14 protein-coding genes are annotated in these 17084 nt (G+C 54.4%); 5 read left to right on the top strand and 9 right to left on the bottom strand.

Features of this window, described 5'->3' with window-relative positions; translation table 11 throughout:
* Window positions 1-132: 132 nt before the first annotated feature.
* The 5 genes from Q1B46_RS13715 to Q1B46_RS13695 form a co-directional block, all read right to left on the bottom strand.
* Window positions 133-849, bottom strand: coding sequence for an alpha/beta hydrolase (locus Q1B46_RS13715; RefSeq protein WP_299948861.1), 717 nt, complete (start codon window positions 847-849; stop codon window positions 133-135).
* Complete coding sequence (locus Q1B46_RS13710; protein ID WP_299948859.1) at window positions 846-2387, bottom strand: ABC transporter permease subunit; 1542 nt, start codon at window positions 2385-2387, stop codon at window positions 846-848. Before Q1B46_RS13710 ends, Q1B46_RS13715 begins: the two co-directional genes overlap by 4 nt.
* The gene (locus tag Q1B46_RS13705; protein ID WP_299948857.1) at window positions 2384-3439 is read right to left on the bottom strand and encodes a glycine betaine/L-proline ABC transporter ATP-binding protein; all 1056 of its coding nucleotides are present in this window, start codon (window positions 3437-3439) and stop codon (window positions 2384-2386) included. Before Q1B46_RS13705 ends, Q1B46_RS13710 begins: the two co-directional genes overlap by 4 nt.
* Before the next feature lie 85 nt (window positions 3440-3524).
* Window positions 3525-4490 (bottom strand): glycine betaine ABC transporter substrate-binding protein, encoded by a 966-nt coding sequence (locus tag Q1B46_RS13700; RefSeq protein ID WP_299948855.1) that lies wholly within the window; start codon window positions 4488-4490, stop codon window positions 3525-3527.
* A 31-nt stretch (window positions 4491-4521) separates the two neighbouring features.
* Window positions 4522-6744: an aminomethyltransferase family protein gene (locus Q1B46_RS13695; RefSeq protein ID WP_299948853.1), complete on the bottom strand. Its 2223-nt coding sequence runs from the start codon at window positions 6742-6744 to the stop codon at window positions 4522-4524.
* A gap of 213 nt (window positions 6745-6957) precedes the next feature.
* Between Q1B46_RS13695 and Q1B46_RS13690 the strand changes: the two genes are divergently transcribed.
* Window positions 6958-7968, top strand: a complete 1011-nt coding sequence (locus tag Q1B46_RS13690; protein WP_299948851.1) for a LacI family DNA-binding transcriptional regulator — start codon at window positions 6958-6960, stop codon at window positions 7966-7968.
* Between the two features lie 407 nt (window positions 7969-8375).
* Window positions 8376-8963, top strand: coding sequence for a hypothetical protein (locus Q1B46_RS13685; RefSeq protein WP_299948849.1), 588 nt, complete (start codon window positions 8376-8378; stop codon window positions 8961-8963).
* A 287-nt stretch (window positions 8964-9250) separates the two neighbouring features.
* On the opposite strand, the gene Q1B46_RS13680 is transcribed toward Q1B46_RS13685, so the two are convergent.
* On the bottom strand, window positions 9251-9679 hold the full coding sequence (locus tag Q1B46_RS13680) for a hypothetical protein (RefSeq protein ID WP_299948847.1): 429 nt from the start codon (window positions 9677-9679) through the stop codon (window positions 9251-9253).
* A 58-nt stretch (window positions 9680-9737) separates the two neighbouring features.
* Entirely contained in the window at window positions 9738-10169 is a 432-nt protein-coding gene (locus tag Q1B46_RS13675) for a MarR family winged helix-turn-helix transcriptional regulator (RefSeq protein WP_085823802.1), read from the bottom strand.
* A 100-nt stretch (window positions 10170-10269) separates the two neighbouring features.
* Here Q1B46_RS13675 and Q1B46_RS13670 point away from each other — a divergent pair, with 100 nt between their 5' ends.
* The gene (locus Q1B46_RS13670; protein ID WP_299948842.1) at window positions 10270-11334 is read left to right on the top strand and encodes a bifunctional GNAT family N-acetyltransferase/class I SAM-dependent methyltransferase; all 1065 of its coding nucleotides are present in this window, start codon (window positions 10270-10272) and stop codon (window positions 11332-11334) included.
* Between the two features lie 346 nt (window positions 11335-11680).
* Window positions 11681-13531: a tetratricopeptide repeat protein gene (locus tag Q1B46_RS13665; protein ID WP_299948840.1), complete on the top strand. Its 1851-nt coding sequence runs from the start codon at window positions 11681-11683 to the stop codon at window positions 13529-13531.
* Window positions 13532-13840: 309 nt separating this feature from the next.
* Here Q1B46_RS13665 and Q1B46_RS13660 read toward each other — a convergent pair whose 3' ends face one another.
* Window positions 13841-14662 carry a LysR family transcriptional regulator gene (locus Q1B46_RS13660; protein WP_299948924.1) on the bottom strand — a complete coding sequence of 274 codons (822 nt, stop codon included), beginning with the start codon at window positions 14660-14662 and terminating at the stop codon, window positions 13841-13843.
* 141 nt (window positions 14663-14803) lie between these two features.
* On the opposite strand from Q1B46_RS13660, the gene Q1B46_RS13655 reads away from it, so the two are divergent.
* A complete protein-coding gene (locus tag Q1B46_RS13655; RefSeq protein WP_299948838.1) occupies window positions 14804-16111 on the top strand; it encodes an aminotransferase class I/II-fold pyridoxal phosphate-dependent enzyme in 1308 nt (435 codons plus the stop codon).
* A gap of 316 nt (window positions 16112-16427) precedes the next feature.
* Here the strand turns inward: Q1B46_RS13655 and Q1B46_RS13650 are convergent, their stop codons facing one another.
* Window positions 16428-17015 carry a TetR/AcrR family transcriptional regulator gene (locus Q1B46_RS13650; protein WP_299948836.1) on the bottom strand — a complete coding sequence of 196 codons (588 nt, stop codon included), beginning with the start codon at window positions 17013-17015 and terminating at the stop codon, window positions 16428-16430.
* Between the last annotated feature and the right edge of the window lie 69 nt (window positions 17016-17084).

The following is a 17084-nucleotide window of genomic DNA, read 5'->3' as shown; positions in this document are numbered from 1 at the left end:
AGTTTGCAACAGAGCCCCGAGACATGCTTGTTTTCGACGCTGTTTTGTTTGAGTTGGAATGCGGCAAACCCGTCATTAAGGTATTCAACAGAAATTGCTTGACAAACTTTCGGCGTTGCAAGCGTCGAAATCTCATAAGTCGGCTTCCAGAAAATCACTGACAAGCCGGTTGAACAGAATCGGGCTTTCTAGGTGAACCGCGTGCGCACAGGCAGGCAGCACCGCGAGTCGGCAATCAGGTATGTTGCGCCATAAGGTTTCAGTTTGGGACCATGAATATGTACGGTCCCGGTCGCCCCAAAGCACAAGTGTCGGCAATGCAATTTTTGCAAGATTAGTAAGCCCGGACCAATTTTGCATCGCCTCCAACCCAGCAATGATTGCCTGCAATGAGCAAGCTTCCGCGATCTGGGCACATGCTGGAAATTCCTGCGCTGTTTCACTGTCTAAAAACCAAGTCGCGGAGATCCTGCGAGCAGTTGATTTGGCCCCATCGGCATGGGCGCGTTGGATAGAGGTTTCAATGGGTTCGAACCGCTCAGGAATGACACCTTCTGCGCCCGTTGCATATAGCACAAGTTTGCGCACACGATCCGGTGCAAGTTGGATCATCTCTTGGGCGATCATTCCGCCCATAGAATGACCGAGCAGGTCGAATTGTTCGGTCTCGACTTCGGCAAGGACCCATTCGGCGAACTCTGGAATGGAGCGCAGCGCGTCTTTGTGCACATTTTTGCCAAAGCCAGGCAGGTCAATGGTGATCAGCTTTCGGTCTTTCGCCAGCGGCGTCTGTAAATTCCACTGCATGCTGCCGCCCATGAAACCATGGACAAAGACAAGCGGAGTCATTTTCTGGCGCCCTGCACGATCCGATCAAGGATCATTGCGCAGAACAGGATCGAGAAGCCCGCAAGGATACCTTGACCCACATTAGCGTATTGCAAGGCTTCAAGAACGTCTTCACCAAGGCCCTTTGCCCCGATCAGCGAAGCAACGACCACCATGGCCAGTGACAACATGATCGTCTGGTTGATCCCTGCCCGGATTGACGGTGCGGCAAGCGGCAGATCGACCTTGGTCAGCAGGTACCATTTGTTGGCGCCAAAGCTGATGGCGGCCTCCCGTACGGATTCCGGAACGCCACGCAGGCCCAGCACGGTCAGGCGCACCACCGGTGTACCGCCAAAGATCATCGTGACGATAACCGCCGCCGGTTTACCGACGCCAAAGAATGCGATCACCGGAACCATAAAGACGAAGGCCGGCATAGTTTGCATGAAGTCCATGATAGGCTGGATAAACGCATAGAATCGAGGACGTCGCGCCGCAAACATGCCCAAGGGGATACCGATTACAATGGACAGACATGCCGCTGTTCCAAGCAGGGCCAGTGTCGTCATCGCCGCCTCCCAGAATCCAAGAAGGCCCATGTAAGCCAGAAATGCACTCGAATAGATGGCCGTGCGGATGCCTGCTGTTAGCCAGGTCAACAGGACGATCAGGCTCGCGATCACGATCCACGGGGTCTGCACCAGGATGACCTCAAGCGCATCCAGCAGCGCGCGGATGCCAATTGTCAGTACATCGAAGAACACTTCGCTGTTGCGAACGCACCATGCGATGAACTCTTCCACCCAGGTGATACCGGTCAGGCGGATATTTGGATCCGTCGGAAAATGGCTGAGCAGGGAAAACCGTCCGGGGAAGGAGTAATGCATCATCGCGGCAGTCACGATCAGCGCCATGAAAATTGCGCTGAATACAATCTCCTGAACCGGCAAGGCCGAACGAACCGACCGGTCAGACAACCAGTCTGAGAACCGCGCCTCAAGAGCCCAGTTGGCCACGATAGCCTGTACCGCCTTGACGATCAGCAATATGACGAGGCCGGTGAGGGCAATACTCGGCCCTTGTCCTGCCATTGCCTCGGCCTCGGCGCGAATACCGCCGATGTTTTCCTCCAGCGACTCGACCGTTCGGCGATAGACATCAATCTTGTCGGAATTGGCTTCAATTGCTGCTTCCAGTTGTTTGCGGCGCAGCTCAAGCGTGCCCTCAATCGACGCGATCCGCGCCATGGCGTCAGAGGCCAGATCTCCAAACAGCCCCCGGGCAATCTGAACAAAGGCCAGCGTTTCAATGATCAGGAAGGGCAGTGCCCAGGTCCACAGTCCTCGCGCGCCGAACCAGACTGGGCCGAAGATCCCGGCCATCAGGTTGAAGGTTGGCGTGAAGCGGGACGATGCACCAATCTTGTCAAAGTTTCGGATGTAATAGTCAGGGTTGGTGCGCACAAATGTCCGAATATTCTCGCGCCGCTCTTCCGCATAGGCCAGAGCTGCTTCGCTTTCGGTGTCTTCCAGTGGGTTCACATCAGAGGTGCTCATGATACTTCTGTCCCTTCGATCACGGTGCGCAACAGATCGGCGCGGGTGATCACGCCGACATCCACGCCGGCATCCTCAACCAAAATGGCGCTGCTATTGTCGATCGCCAGATTAATCATCGTGCTCAGGTTTTCGCTTTCATTGACGCGCGGTGCGTCAGCGGATAGCGGGCCATGGACCGCGACATGTTCCGGTATTGGCCGCATGACCGCATGAGCGCGCACCACTTTGAGCCGCGAAATGCCCGCAACAAAATCAGATACATAATCATCAGCGGGGTTCATCACGATATCTTCAGCAGTTCCGATCTGCACTACCTTACCGTCGCGCATAATGGCGATGCGATTGCCGATACGGACGGCTTCATCAAGGTCATGGGTGATGAAGATCGTTGTCTTCTTTAGGATTTTGCTCAGTCGGATGAATTCATCCTGCAACTGCCGCCGGATCAACGGATCAAGCGCTGAAAACGGTTCATCCATCAACAGAACATCGGGGTTGGCGGCCAGGGCGCGGGCCAGACCGACACGCTGTTGCATCCCGCCGGACAGTTCATGCGCAAATTTCGACCCCCATGCGCCAAGCTCGACAATATCGAGAATGGCCGCGGCCTGGCGCATGCGCTCATTCTTACTGACTTGCCGGATTTCCAGGGGCATCGCAACATTGTCCAGCACCGAGCGATGCGGCATCAGTGCGAAATTCTGAAATACCATACCGATCTTGTGGTTGCGAAACTGCTGAAGCTCTTGCGGACCCAGCGCCATCACATCAGTGCCTTCGATTTCAATTTTGCCAGCAGTGGGTTCCAGCAGGCGATTGAAGTGGCGCACCATCGTGGATTTGCCGCTGCCCGAGAGGCCCATGATGCAGAAAATTTCGCCCCGGGTGACCGACAGGCTGACATCCGCGACGCCTACAACGCAGTTGAACTCTGCCAGCACCTCGGCCTTGGTCAGGCCGCGATCCCTGATCGCCTGCAAGGCAATTTCGGGTTTGGCACCGAAGATCTTCCAGACATTCGAGATTTTGATAACGGTATCGTCGCCCATGTGTCCCCCGGAGGTTTATTGCTAGGGTTGCGCCGTTTCAAGTTGGCGCCGAAGATGCAGCGCCAACTTGGATTACAATGCTGGATCAGAGACCCAGCCAGGCGTCTACGCGATCGGGGTTAGCTTCAACCCACTCACGTGCAACCTCGGCCGGATCACGGCCATTGGCGCTGATCTCGTAGGCAAAGTTCGAAACGTCATCCGATGTCACCTGGAAATTGGTGAAGAACTCGGCAATCGCCGGCGAGCGATCCACCAGCGAATTGGACCAGGCGATCTGAACATCTTTCAGTGCATCTTTCGTCGCGACCATGGACTTGTCGAACCAATCGGGATCGTCCGAAGGCTGCACCATCACGTATTTTTCAGGGTCAAACGCAGGCTCAGACAGCATTTCAACATCAAACATGAACCACACGGCGTGGGGCTTATAGCAATAAAACGCATAACCCTCACCCTTGGCGATACTGTCTTTGATGCGCGCTGTTTTTACGCTTTCCTCAGCTCGGATCGGCTCGATGAAATCCATCAACCCGTAGTCGCGCACCTTCACCTCGTTCACATTGGCCGAAGCCCAGCCGGGCGCGCCAATCCACATCTCACCGCGGCCATTGCCGTCACTGTCCATTAAAGCGGCCACGTCCGGGCGACCCAGGTCGGCGATGTCAGTGATGTTGTTGGCTTCACCAAAATCCTTGCTGACGCAGAAACCCTGATTGCCTTCATAAGGGTTCGACGAAAGGGTAACGGTGCCCGCTTCGTCTACATATTTCTGGGTAAAGCTTTGCTGGTTGGGCAGCCAGACATCCGGGTGTACATCAATGTCGCCCTTACCCTGATCCATCGCCTGGAAGATTGTGGCGTTGTTGCCAGGTACATATTCCACGGTTCCGCCGATCCGCATCTCCACGACTGCGCCCAGCAAATAGGCTATCGCCTGCGCCCCGGTCCAGGACGGCACGCCGATTTTGACCTCTTCCGCCGCAAAGGCCGGCAGCGCAAACACGCTGACTGCAGCTGACAATGCCAATGATTTCATCTTTAGTTTCATGTTCTCACTCCTGTTGATTGGATGTTTCTTGCTAAGCGCGCGCCCGCTTTCGCTGCGGGTCTATGAATGGAATGTCGGCGACCATAGCACCAAGGCGTTTCATCCGCCCGTCAAGTTGCCCGATTTCCAGCCTGGTTTCGTTTTCCGATTGCTCGACCGACAGGAGCGCGATAGCGATGCCGCGCTCAAGCGAAGGAGAGCGCGTGGCAGAGGTGATCGCCCCCACTTGCCTCTCTTTGGCAAAGACCCCGGCGCCGTGCAGCGGGACATCGTTGCAATCCAGCAGTAACCCCTTGAGCACCCGTCGAGGGGCCTCATGATTACGTTCGAGCGCGGCCTTGCCGATGAACTCCGCCTTGTCCAGATCAATGGCGAACCCCAATCCGGCCTCATAGGCGTCAACACCTGATGCGAATTCGGCGCCAGCCGCTGCAAGTCCTGCTTCGATGCGGATGATCTCCAATGCAGCCGACCCCATCGGTGTGATCCCGAATTCCTCTCCAGCGGCCATCACAGCATCCCAGATGGTCACGGCATCGGCCTTGGAGCAGAATATCTCGTACCCCAGTTCGCCGGTGTATCCGGAACGGGACAGCATAAAGGGCGCGCCCTCGCGATCGTTCAATCGGCCAATGGTACAGCCGAACCATTTCAGCTGATCCAGCGTTGGCACATTAGGCTGTGTGAAGACAATCTTGCGCAGCACGTCGCGGGATTTCGGACCTTGCAGCGCTAGATTTGGTAACGCGTTGCGCATGGCGTGGATGCGAACCTGAAGTCCGTGTTTCTCGGCCAATGTTTGCAGTGCCCTTCCGCTCTCTTCAGTGCCACAGCACCAGCGGAACAGGTCATGCGCAAGTCGGAACAGGGTGCCATCATCAATGATCGAACCAGTTTCGTCGCACATAAGCGTGTAAGAACCGCGCCAGACCGGCAGTTTGGCAACATTTCGCGTCGTCGCCAGTTGCAACAGCATCTCGGCATCAGGCCCGATGATATCGAATTTGCGCAGCCCGCTCATGTCCTGCAGGGTCACAGCCTCACGGCACGCCCAATACTCGCCCAGTGTCCCACGCGATGGAAAGCTCACCGGCGCCCAAAGATCCCGCGCTGGCGCAAAGTGCTGGGTCAATGGTTCCAGCCGTTCATGGAAGGCAGATTCCTGACTGAGGGACATTGGTGCGTCTTCCTTTTCGCGATAGGCAACGGCGCGACGAATGGGTGTCTCGGGCCGGTAAATCCGTACGTGCACATCCGTTGGGTTCCAACCGTTGATAGGGTCGATGTCATCCGGGCACGCGGTCGAAACACAGACAAGATCGTCAAGAGCCTTCATGGCGATATAGTCGCCAGGGCGAGAGCGACTTTCATCTACCAGAAGGTCGTGAGTATTGGGGTCAATCCAGGTGTTCCAAAAGAAGTTGATCGCCGGCCATGCTGAACGGCGCTTCACGCCATAAGGATCAAGCGCATAGGAAATGTTGTCAGAACAGTTAACATGCCCAGGGAAACCGCGCTCCGCGTATCCACGTGCTGTGCAGGCCAGACCATAAGTATCGTGCCGCCCGCAGGTGTCTTGTACAACGTTCAGAAGCGGGCGCATTTCGCTGTCGAAGAACTTGTCGAGCATGCCGGGGCCCGGGTAGGCGCGGCGCACCATCGATCGGGTTGCGGTACTGTCGATCAACCACTCCTCACCATTGTCGAGCCGATCGGCGCGTATGGCGACAAAATCCGAGCATTGCTGCCCCTCGACGTCGATGATCTGGAGGATTTCACCCTGCTTCAATTCGTAAGACATTCCCGTGCCGCGCGTAACGGTGAATTCATCGCGCACATCCCCCAGCGGGTCGGGCAGTATCTGGCCGGTTCTCCCAGAGGGCTGATGCTTAATTATGATCGAGCCACCGCCAAACCCACTAACCAACTGGTCACGGTTCGAAACGCGCGACAGCCATAAGGTTATGGGGCTACTGGCCCTTAGAACAAACTGATCATCACTTGCTGGCAGGCGAGCGGCAGCAATGCAGGCGTTGCAATCACCGCCCTGCGCTGCGATCCAGCCGACCAATTCGGTCAAGTCAGACTCGTTGCTATTCAAATGTCCTGACTCAGCAAGCCCTATGGTCGAAAGCGCGTCTTTTCCGCGGGAGTCAAACGCCGAAACGTGTAACTCACCCTCGGACCAGACCCCGGTAATGGACAGAAGATCGTCGGGGCGCATCGCGATCTTCTGGACTTCCCGCGGTGCCAATACAAGGGTCCGTTCATGACTCGGTTTCTGAAAACCGGCAAACAACCGTGCGAGTGTAGCGTGCCCGTTGTTGCTGAATTCGTGAAGAATCGTGTCGGTGTACATTGTTTTCCATGAATCGCAAATGTAACTAGTTACACAGCTTGATGTAACTAGTTACATCTGTCAAGTATTAGAAAAGTACGAAGAGTGTATTCAAACCATAGAGGCGAGATGGAAAGCCGACCGAAAAAGAAGCGGGCCAATCTTCGTGACGTGGCAAAGGTCGCCGGTGTTTCCGTTGCGACAGTTTCACGGGTTCTGAATTCTCCAAAAGCTGTTTCTGAAGAGACACGTTTGCGCGTAGAGGAGGTGATCGATATGTTGCATTTCGTGCCCAGTGCTGCCGCCCGTGCGATCAATTCTGGCAGGACACGCGTCATCGGCGCCTTGGTTCCGACACTAGATAACGCGATCTTTTCAAGATTTCTGGCAGCACTTGAAAAACACTTGGCGATGCATGGTTTGTCGCTTGTTGTTGCAACAACCTCTAACGATCCCGAGATTGAAACTGAAAAAGCAAGAGGGTTGGTTGATATTGGTGTGGAAGCGTTGATTGTTTCCGGTATCACGCACAGCCCGGAGTTCGACAAGCTGATGGAACAAACGCGTCTTCCGGTGATAGCCACTTCGTATTTTGAAGAGAATTATCACTTGCCAACTGTCGGCTACGACAACGCAAGCGCGTCGCGAATTGCCCTCGATTTTCTTTTGGCATCAGGTCACCAAAAAATTGCCGTGGTTCACGGACCGGTCAAGAACAACGATAGGACTCAGGCGCGACTATCGGGGTTGAAGGCCGCCAAATTAGCGCACTCACTACAAATGTTCGAGACTGACATCTCGATTCAAGGCGGCAGCACGGCAATACAAAACCTTCTGAGAACTAAGACAACATTTACCGCTATTCTGTGCTTTTCCGACGTCTTGGCCATGGGGGTTTTATTCGAATTGCAAAGGCAACAAATAAACGTGCCTGAAGAAGTATCGCTGATCGGAATCGATGATCTGCCTTCTTCACCCTACACGTTTCCTGCAATCACGACGGTCCATCTGCCAGTTGCAAGAATGGGAGAGGTAGCCGCCAAATCGATAGTCCGTTGGTTGGATAGTCAGACCGTTCCCGACCCGTATCTTTTACCGGCAGAACTGATTGTCCGGCATTCCACCAGAAAGTTGGAATAGACAGTATGGTTCTGATGGAATGGACATCCCAAGCAACCTCATCAAAGCTGCCTAGTTGCAAATGCGACTGCTGACAACTTGCGATGGTTTATGTGACAACACCGCGGGTGTTTCAAACTGAACATATCGACCATCAGAGAAGCGACGGTAGTCCAGTGCATACCCTACAGCAATTACAGCGGCCCCGATATCTTGTCCACCTGAGCAGCCCCCTCTGACTGGTTCAGATTAAAGCATACGAGGCACCATCTGGCGCATGTCAACGCGACGATTGAGCTGTTCACCGCACCTGAATTGCAGCGCGCCCGGTACAGTGTGAGCCATGGGTTCTTCAAGAAGGGAGAGATCGCGGATATCTGCATCTGCCACCTCGGGCTCAATGCGGAACTGACCACGCGAGAACCTTGATGACTTTTTCAATTCTGACAAAGGTGTATGGGGATTTTTGGCTACGATGGTTCAAGGCAATCTACGATGGCAGGCCAATGCCACGGGAACTGAGCGGTTTGATTGCTTCGACGCTATCTGATCAAGACTGGGAGTCAGGGCCTGCACACGTGGCTCGAGAGATAGAGAAAAATGAAGCTCTATTTTCTGTAAGGCAGTCATTATCTGAGCTATACAAAGACCGGGCCGCAGTATTCTGCAGCAGTCGTCTAGGGATTAGCGGAAACAATTCGCCCGAAGAAGTCGAGCTTCCCTCTTCCATACAAGACAACTATGCGATAATTTGGGCGACGGTCGATGAAATCGCCGGACAAGCAGAGGCTGAGGAGCCGAACAAATCACTAGTTTTGTCTGCATTGAAGAAGCTTACAGAGGCTTTGAACTCCTGTCTGAGTTGGGTGGGACAGAAGGCTGACCTAGCCGCTGATACATTGATCAAGTGGAGCATTGCTGCAAGAGCGTTGACGAGGCTTCTTGTTCACCAGTCCGTTTGTGTTTTTACTTCTTCGAACAGCACTTTGAAGGTAATGCTGTCACTCAGCAACTGAAAATGCTGCTCTGTGCACGAATGGCGGCTTTCTGGAAGTCGACTAGTAAAATCTGAATAAATGTCGAATGTCGGTAAAGGGCCGTCCTTGTGATCAGCTACTGGCGGGGCAGGGGGCTTTGCTGCAACGGCACCGACGTCAGCAGCGAGCCCACTTTGACCGATGCTGCGAGATGCCCCAACTACAGCGATGCGCAGAAAGTAGACTTTGCAAAGCCAGCCGTTTGACCCGATCCGCCGCAATTGCAGCGTGCCTGCCCGGTCACAGGCGGCAGTGCGGACAAAGAACTAATTCGCTGCGGTTACGCCAATGTCCGTTTGAACATCTTCTCCCTTGAAGGCGGATTTCATGAAATCCTCTTTCATCATGTGGGCTTTCATCGCGGGCAAGCCAATCGCCTTCAAGCCGATGATCGCAGCATATACCAAGGTCGCAGTTGCAAGTGCATCAAGGATCCAGCCGACCGGCGTTGCAGTGACACCCAGGTAACCTGGCAGTGAGGCGAGGTCGGGGATTGTCCAAAACCCAGTCAAACCGTGCAGCACCAGCGCAATCCAGAATCCGGCACAATATGGGCAGTGCCATTGCTCATAGAGAGAACTCAAAAGGCGCGGTAATGCGGCTATGAAAGTGTTAAACCATGTTCCCCATTCCGGAAGCTTTTCCCAGATCAGAATGTGGATAGCGGTTGCCATGAGTACGAGTTCGAATGTCATATTGTGTTTCCATCATTTTAATTAGTAAGTCTGACTTACGTTACTGGTCAAATGGCTGTCAGGCCGAGTTTCGTTGCTGTTCAATCGCGACTTTTAGAGCTTTGAAGTCATATTCCGATAACTCTGCAAGCAGTGCCTGCGCTGCGGCCTCGTAGATTTCTTCCCCAGAATACAACAGCGTCTGCCCCTGTTCGGTCAACATAATGTGTTGGGCGCGAGCGTCGTACTGACACGGGAACCGCACGACCAACCCGCGTTCTTCAAGCTTCAAGACCATTGCGCTGGCGGATGCTTTTCTGACACCCATCTCATCAACAACATCTTGAAGATGTTGCCCGTGATCATCCTTGTCGGTCTTCCTGGCTTCCTGATCTTTTATGGCGCGAAGATACTCATACTCGCTGTGGGTCATCCCCAGATGCCCGCCCGCTTTTGCCCATTGTCTGTGGCCTTGTCTGTGCGCCAGTTCGATCAGTCTTGCCAGTTTCATAGAAGCACCCTATATAGTCAGTTAAACTAACTAACCTATGCGTGCGCATTGTCAAGACACTTTCCGAGACTTTGCGATCCAAGACACCGAGGCAGATGCTATGACACAAGCCAAAAGAATTGAAACCGTAAGGATGCAGGCCGAGAGTTGGTCTGAGACCATAAACAGCAACGACCAACGGAGCGCCCTAGTTGAGGAACTCAAGGACGTCTTAACCCCCTTTGTTTTACGACACCTGCCTGAACCATTGCAGATGTCAGAGACACATCCAGCGATTGACGAATGGATCACATCACGCGCCGCTGAATGCAACGTGATGCTGGTTCGTGATCGCGCCAGCGATAGATTGCTTGGCCTCTTGATCCTGGCCGAGTTTGTCGACTCCGAATTCCTTACAACGGTTCATTTAGGGTATCTGTTTTCTGAAGAGGCTTGGGGAAAGGGGTACGCGACCGAGCTGATCGCGGGCCTGGTCACTTGGTGCAAGGGCGAAGGCCAATCGGTGCAATTATTTGGCGGTGTGGAAAACGGCAATACTGCGTCCTCCAGGGTTTTGCAAAAAAACGGATTTGAGCTGGTGGAAGACTTGTCAGACGCGACGACAGAGATGTTTGGTCTGTATATCCCGTACAACTTCGACAAACTCTATGGATCGACACCTCAGGCACTTGGGGAGCCAACACAACTCTTTGTCGATTTCTTCAAGCAACATGCAGGGAATCCTCTGCGTGTATTGGACATTGGCTGCGGCCAGGGTCGCGACGCAATATTTATCGGGCGACTTGGGCACCGAATTGTCGGAGTCGATCTCTCGCCTAATGGCATTCGTGATTTGAACGAAGCAGCACACCGCGAAAACCTCAGCATTGAGGGCGTCGTTTCTGACATCAGGACTTTCGTTCCCGATGGGGAATTCGATGTGCTTCTTCTGGACCGTACGTTGCACATGCTCTCTGAGAAAGATCGATTGATCGTGCTGGAGCGATTGATTGGTCGCGTGTCAGACGGTGGTTGGGTTTTGATCTCGGACGAGCCTGAGAACATGCAAGGGTTCAAGGAGGTCATCACTTCGAGTGCCGACGCTTGGGAGATGGCGCTGGACAAACCAGAAGCACTGTTCGTTCGGCAGTCTGGTCGCGAACATGGATCAGATACTGAAGCCTGACTTGGTGAAGCGGACCTTCGCCACGCTGCGGTAAACTTTGCAAAAAGGGCTCGCAGCCGCCTTGCGGTATCGCAGCGCCTGCCTGCCCGTCACAACACTGCTCTTGGCCAACCGTGACCGGCTAGAGCCAGCCCGAACCGGACATTGAAAGTCACGCCTATCGTTCGCTGCAAGGGTGTTGACAATCACAGTCTCAACTCAAAGACGAACAAGTTGATTGAAACAAAAGATAGTTTTTTCGGAGTTCATAGCTCAGTTTTAATTTTGTGCAGGCAACTTAAAGGATAGACGTGCATTCCAGTCGATATTCGGCAATTATTAGGTATGGCCGAATTGGGCGACATTTATGACTGAGGACCGAGTAGAGCGTCGGCTTGCCGCGATACTCGCGGCCGACGTAGTCGGGTATTCCTCGCTGATTGAGCACGACGAGACCGGCACAAGAGCGCTTTTGAACGCAGCGTTTGATGAAATCATAGCCCCTGCTCTCGAACGGCATCGCGGACGTTTGTTCAAAACTATGGGGGACGGTTATCTGGCCGAGTTTGCCTCTGTCGTCGAGGCCGTCGAATGCGCAGCGTCAATTCAAAAGAACTTTTCCAACCATAGTGAGCTTACGTTCAGAATCGGAATTAATCTGGGTGACGTCATAGTCGAGGGGGATGACCTTCACGGAGATGGTATCAACGTTGCTGCCAGGATTGAGGCCTTGGCCGAGCCCGGCGGTATAGCAATCTCACGCTCGGCACGCGATCAAATCCGGGACAAGCTGGATGTCACGCTGCAAGATCTTGGAGAAATCCAAGTAAAAAATATCGCCCGACCGGTTCGTGTCTTTAACGTTGTGGAGTCCAGCACAGACTCTCGGCCTCCTGCACTAGGCACAAGCAAATGGCGTTTATTGAAGCCAGTTTCAGCAGGTTTTGTTTTGTTGGCTCTGCTCACCTTAGGCTTGACCGCTTGGGACCGTTTGCGGCACGGCGAGGTGGAAGCAGCGGCACTTGAAAGGATGCAACTCGATCTTCCTGACAAACCATCCGTTGCAGTCCTTCCCTTTCAGACACTGACCAGTGCCGAAGAAGACACCCTGCTGGCAAAAGCGGTGAGTGAGGATTTGACCCGTACTCTCGCACAGGTTAACGGACTGTTCGTGATTGCGAGCAGTTCGACAGAGCGATACCGCGACCAGAACGCTAGCCCCGCGACCGTAGCAGAAGAATTGGGCGTTGCTCACGTTGTGCGCGGTTCGCTGAGACGATCAGGCGATCAAATGCGCGTCGACGTCGAACTGATCGATACGTTGTCCGGGCGAATAATGTGGAGTGGCCGCATAGAACGAGCATCCGAAGACGTCTTTGAACTCCAGGATGCGCTTGTGACAGAATTGGCTCAGCAATTTTCCGAAGATCTTGAACGCGTGCAGGACCGGCACCGCTTTACGGAGAACCCAGAAGCCTTTTTGTTGTGGGCGCGCGCGGACGAGGCAAGTTGGGTGAACACACCCGCCTCGTTCAGCAGAGCGCGCGCCTTGGCCAGTGAAGCGCTCGCTTTAGATCCAAACTTTGTTCGAGCCAAAGCGCTGTTGGGCTTCGTCGAGACACAAACCGGGTACTTTCGTATCGCAAAAGACCCAAAAATTGCGCTTGAGAACGGGCTTGAAATTGGGAAGGAAGTCGTGCGCCTTGAACCCAACGATTGGTATTCACGCCAGGTCTTGGCGCAAGCATTACTGAACCTGCGCGACTACGAAGGTGCCCTTGTAGAGTTCAGGCGCGCGATGGAACTCGAACCGGCGCATCCGCACCTGCTAACCCGGTCGGCACTGGCATTGATCTTTCTGGGTCGCGGAGCAGAGGCCGAAGAATTGCTTAGCCTTTCCGTTCGCTTGAATCCATTTCACAGTTGGCTGGCGGACCAGTTGTTGGGGCAAGCAATTTACCTTCAAGGTCGATATGAAGAAGCGCTGGAGCATCTAGAGATATCTCGCGCCAAGAACCCGCGTTTCATCGGGAACCTGTGGTGGCGTGCAGCCGCCTATGGTCAACTTGGAGAAGCCGAAAAGGCCGCATTGGTGGTGGCAGCAATCTTGGAGCGGATGCCTGATGCAAGCATTTCCACGAGCTTTATTCAGATTACTGACCCAATTGGACAAAGCCGCTTTCAAGATGGGTTACGCGCGGCAGGGCTGCCCGAGTAACGCGGCATCGAATTCGATTTTCTAGCGTTTGTGAACGGCAGTGCGCTCGACTTTGCAAAGTCTACTTTCTGCGCTTCGCTGCCTCTGGTGCAGCTTGCAGCATCAGCAAGAGTACTCGGGACCGGTTGAAGGTCCGCTTTCGCTGGAATGGTTGGAAATCCTCGCACATGCAGCATTCAGAGCGGCGCGTCACAATTGAACGGCAAGTTTGGGCTGCGACCAGCCGCTCATCAATAGCGCAGAGAAAGACAGGAGCGAGCCCAAAGAGACGGATGCTGCACGACGAGCGAATGACGGCTTTCTGGTGGTTTACGAAAGCAAAGACACGACTTGGTGGGTTTCGGCCCTCTGCCTGGAGGACTCTGGTATCTGGCAAAAAAGGAAGCGACCGGTGTTGCAAGAGTGATCGCTTGCCGGTTTGAGTGCATTGTTAACTAGTGCATCTTCGACCAAACACAAGTGCCCCATCAAAGCTCCAGCGCCCGCCTTCGCCTCCTCAACCGCCAAACTGTAGAGCGAGAAATGGGGACCGTTTTGGAACTCCCTCAGAGGTACGCCAGTCGCCTTGGCCCAAATGCTCCAGTCATCGGCCCATGTCTGGTCGTGGAGCAAGGTCATGGAATCGAGAGTGTCCACTCGATCCAAAAGAGCTGGGGAGCAAACCGGAATGATTTCATCAGCGCAGATGGGGATCTGAGTGTCTGCCTGGTCGGGAACGCCGATGAAAATAGCCAGGTCGAACAGTTCCCGCGACAGGCTTGGCGGGTGCTCCATCGCAGTGACTGAAAAGTTGATCTCAGGAAACCGGGCCCTGACCTTGCTCAACTTCTTCGGCAACCACAGCTGAGCGACGGACGGCAAGGCTGCGATGTGAAAGTCCGCGTTGGGCTTGAGATTGCGTAACGCGCGCGCGGCATCGGCCAGCCCGTCGAAGGCGGAGGAGAAGCTTGCTTCCAAAGAAGCGCCCGCGTTGGTCAACGCGACGCCCTGAGCGTTGCGGCGAAATAGCGGCGCGCCCGCCCAGCTTTCAAGTGTTTTGATATGCTGCGAAATCGCTCCGGGCGTCACGTTCAACTCGTCTGCCGCAGCGGCAAAGCTGACATGCCGCGCTGCAGCCTCAAAGGCGCGCATGGCATTCAACGGAGGCCCTTTGGGGCGTTTGGGCGCAACACTCATGTCTCTAGCCTTAGTTTTTCTACGCCAAGAAATAGCAAATCTGATTTGCGCTGTCACGGTTCCGCCGCCACAACATCCTGAAAAGGAGGACGGCCAATGACACTTGCAGAACGAGACTGGGTGCCCAGCAGAAGCGAATTACTGGTTCAAGACATCGCACGGAAGACGACTTCGGCTGGGTCTGATGTTTTATTGAAACGGATTGAGGCACTCGCTGAACAGAACCGTGTGATCCATGAAGAAGAGTGCTTCAATCTCAACCCGGCAACAAACGTGATGAACCCCAAGGCTGAAGCGCTTTTGTCTTCCGGCATCGGGTCACGCCCGTCTTTGGGCTATCCGGGCGACAAATACGAAATGGGGCTGGAAGCAATTGAGGAGATCGAGGTGATCGCGGCGCAGCTGTGCGCAGACGTATTCGACGCCAAATATGCTGAAGTTCGCGTTCCGTCCGGCGCGATTGCCAACCTCTATGGGTTCATGGCGACCTGCAAGCCAGGGGACACGGTCATTGCGCCACCCGCTTCGATTGGTGGCCATGTCACGCATCATGTTGCGGGCTGTGCTGGGCTTTACGGACTGCGAACGATTGAGGCTCCGGTCAACGCGGACGGGTATACTGTTGATTTGGAACGGCTTCGGATTTTGGCTCTGGCTGAGAGGCCCAAATTGATAACGATCGGCGGAAGCCTGAATCTTTTTGAGCATCCGGTGGCCGAAGTGAGGGCGATTGCCGATGAGATTGGTGCCAAGGTTATGTTCGACGCTGCTCATCAATGCGGGATCATAGCCGGACGCGCTTGGTCGAACCCGTTGGCTGAAGGTGCACATTTCATGACCATGAGCACCTACAAGAGCCTTGGCGGTCCGGCAGGAGGATTGATTGTGTCAAATGACGCCGAGATCGCGCGGGCCCTGGATGCGATTGCTTTTCCCGGCATGACAGCCAATTTCGACGCAGCGAAAACCGCTGCATTGGCCGTGACCATGCTCGATTGGAGAGATTTTGGTGCAGCCTATGCCAATGAAATGATTTCAATGTCGCAGGCCTTGGCTACAGCGCTGGACGCGCAGGGTGTGCCTGTCTTTGCGGATGGCCACGGGTTCACCAATTCCCACCAATTTGCAATTCTGGCCGAACGCTATGGCGGCGGGCAAGCGGCCTCGAAGGGTTTGCGCCCAAATGGCTTCCTTGCATGCGGGATTGGTCTTCCAGCGGCGACGGTTGATGGCGACATGAACGGATTGCGAATCGGCACGCCCGAACTTGTCCGCTGGGGCATGACGTCGGCAGATGCGGAGCAACTGGCCAGTCTGATTAAGCGTGGGCTCGATGGCGAGAAAGTGGCCTCTGAAGTGGCATCCTGGAGGCGCGAGTTTTCAAAGCTCTTTTTTGTCCACTGATTGAATGCAGACATACGCACAGCCGCAGCGAAAGCGCACTTTGTCCGCGTCTCGATGGTTGATCCAGGTTGCCGCGAAAATACGGTATTGGTACGAGCGGAATCGACACCCACGAATGACCGGATTGACGCCCCACGCCGCGCTGCAAAATCAATTGCGCTGCGACCGCAAACCAATGCTGCGTCAGCGAAGGCGCGAAACCCAAGGTCGGGATTGGTCCGCATCTCGCCAGTTCAAAAGAGGCGCAGCGAAGGGTCGGATTCAAAACAACCTTTTCGGAAAATTCTTTACCGCCCTATTCAGCACCCAGCCTGAATCAACCCCTATGTCCCGAATTGGTTTTCGCGATACTGCAAAGCAGATCGACATGTTTGTCCAACCAATCTTCGTCCAGGGCCTCGTGACGTATGAGCTTGCGGAAATAAGGTACCGCGACTGCTAGTTCTATAAGCTGTTCAACCGGAACGTCGGCGGTGATCTCACCGCGGCCTATTGCTGCTGCAAATACTGCTTCAACACTTGCGAACCTGTCTTTCATAAATTCAGTGATCACCAACCGCGCTTCTGCATCGTTGGACGCAGCAGCGACCACCTGTGGCGCGATTTGGCCCCATGGTGTGTCATTCAAGGCTCGCATCAGTACACCGAGTAACCAGCGCAGGTCAGATCGCAGCGGGCCATCGGTTTTGGGCGGTATGTTCGGCGGTGTTGCGATGCGCCGAAATGCTGCATCACGCAGACTACGCGCATCTGGCCAGTGCCTGTAAAGTGTGCTGCGCGAAATGCCTGTTGCCTTTGAAACCGCGCCATGAGTTACGTGCAGCACGCCCTCATCCATCAGTATCTTTTGCGCCGCATCAAGCGCCGTCTGTCGTGTGGCGATCAGCCTAGGATCTTCTTTCAAACGCCCTCCTATAGAACATATTGTTGCGGAATAGAGCAATTTGTTCTAAAAGTATGACCACGTAAAAAC

It is taken from the genome of uncultured Ruegeria sp. (genome assembly GCF_947500045.1).
GTDB lineage: Bacteria > Pseudomonadota > Alphaproteobacteria > Rhodobacterales > Rhodobacteraceae > Ruegeria.
Note: the sequence above shows the minus strand (reverse complement) of the source record. Positions and strands in the feature narration are given on the sequence as shown.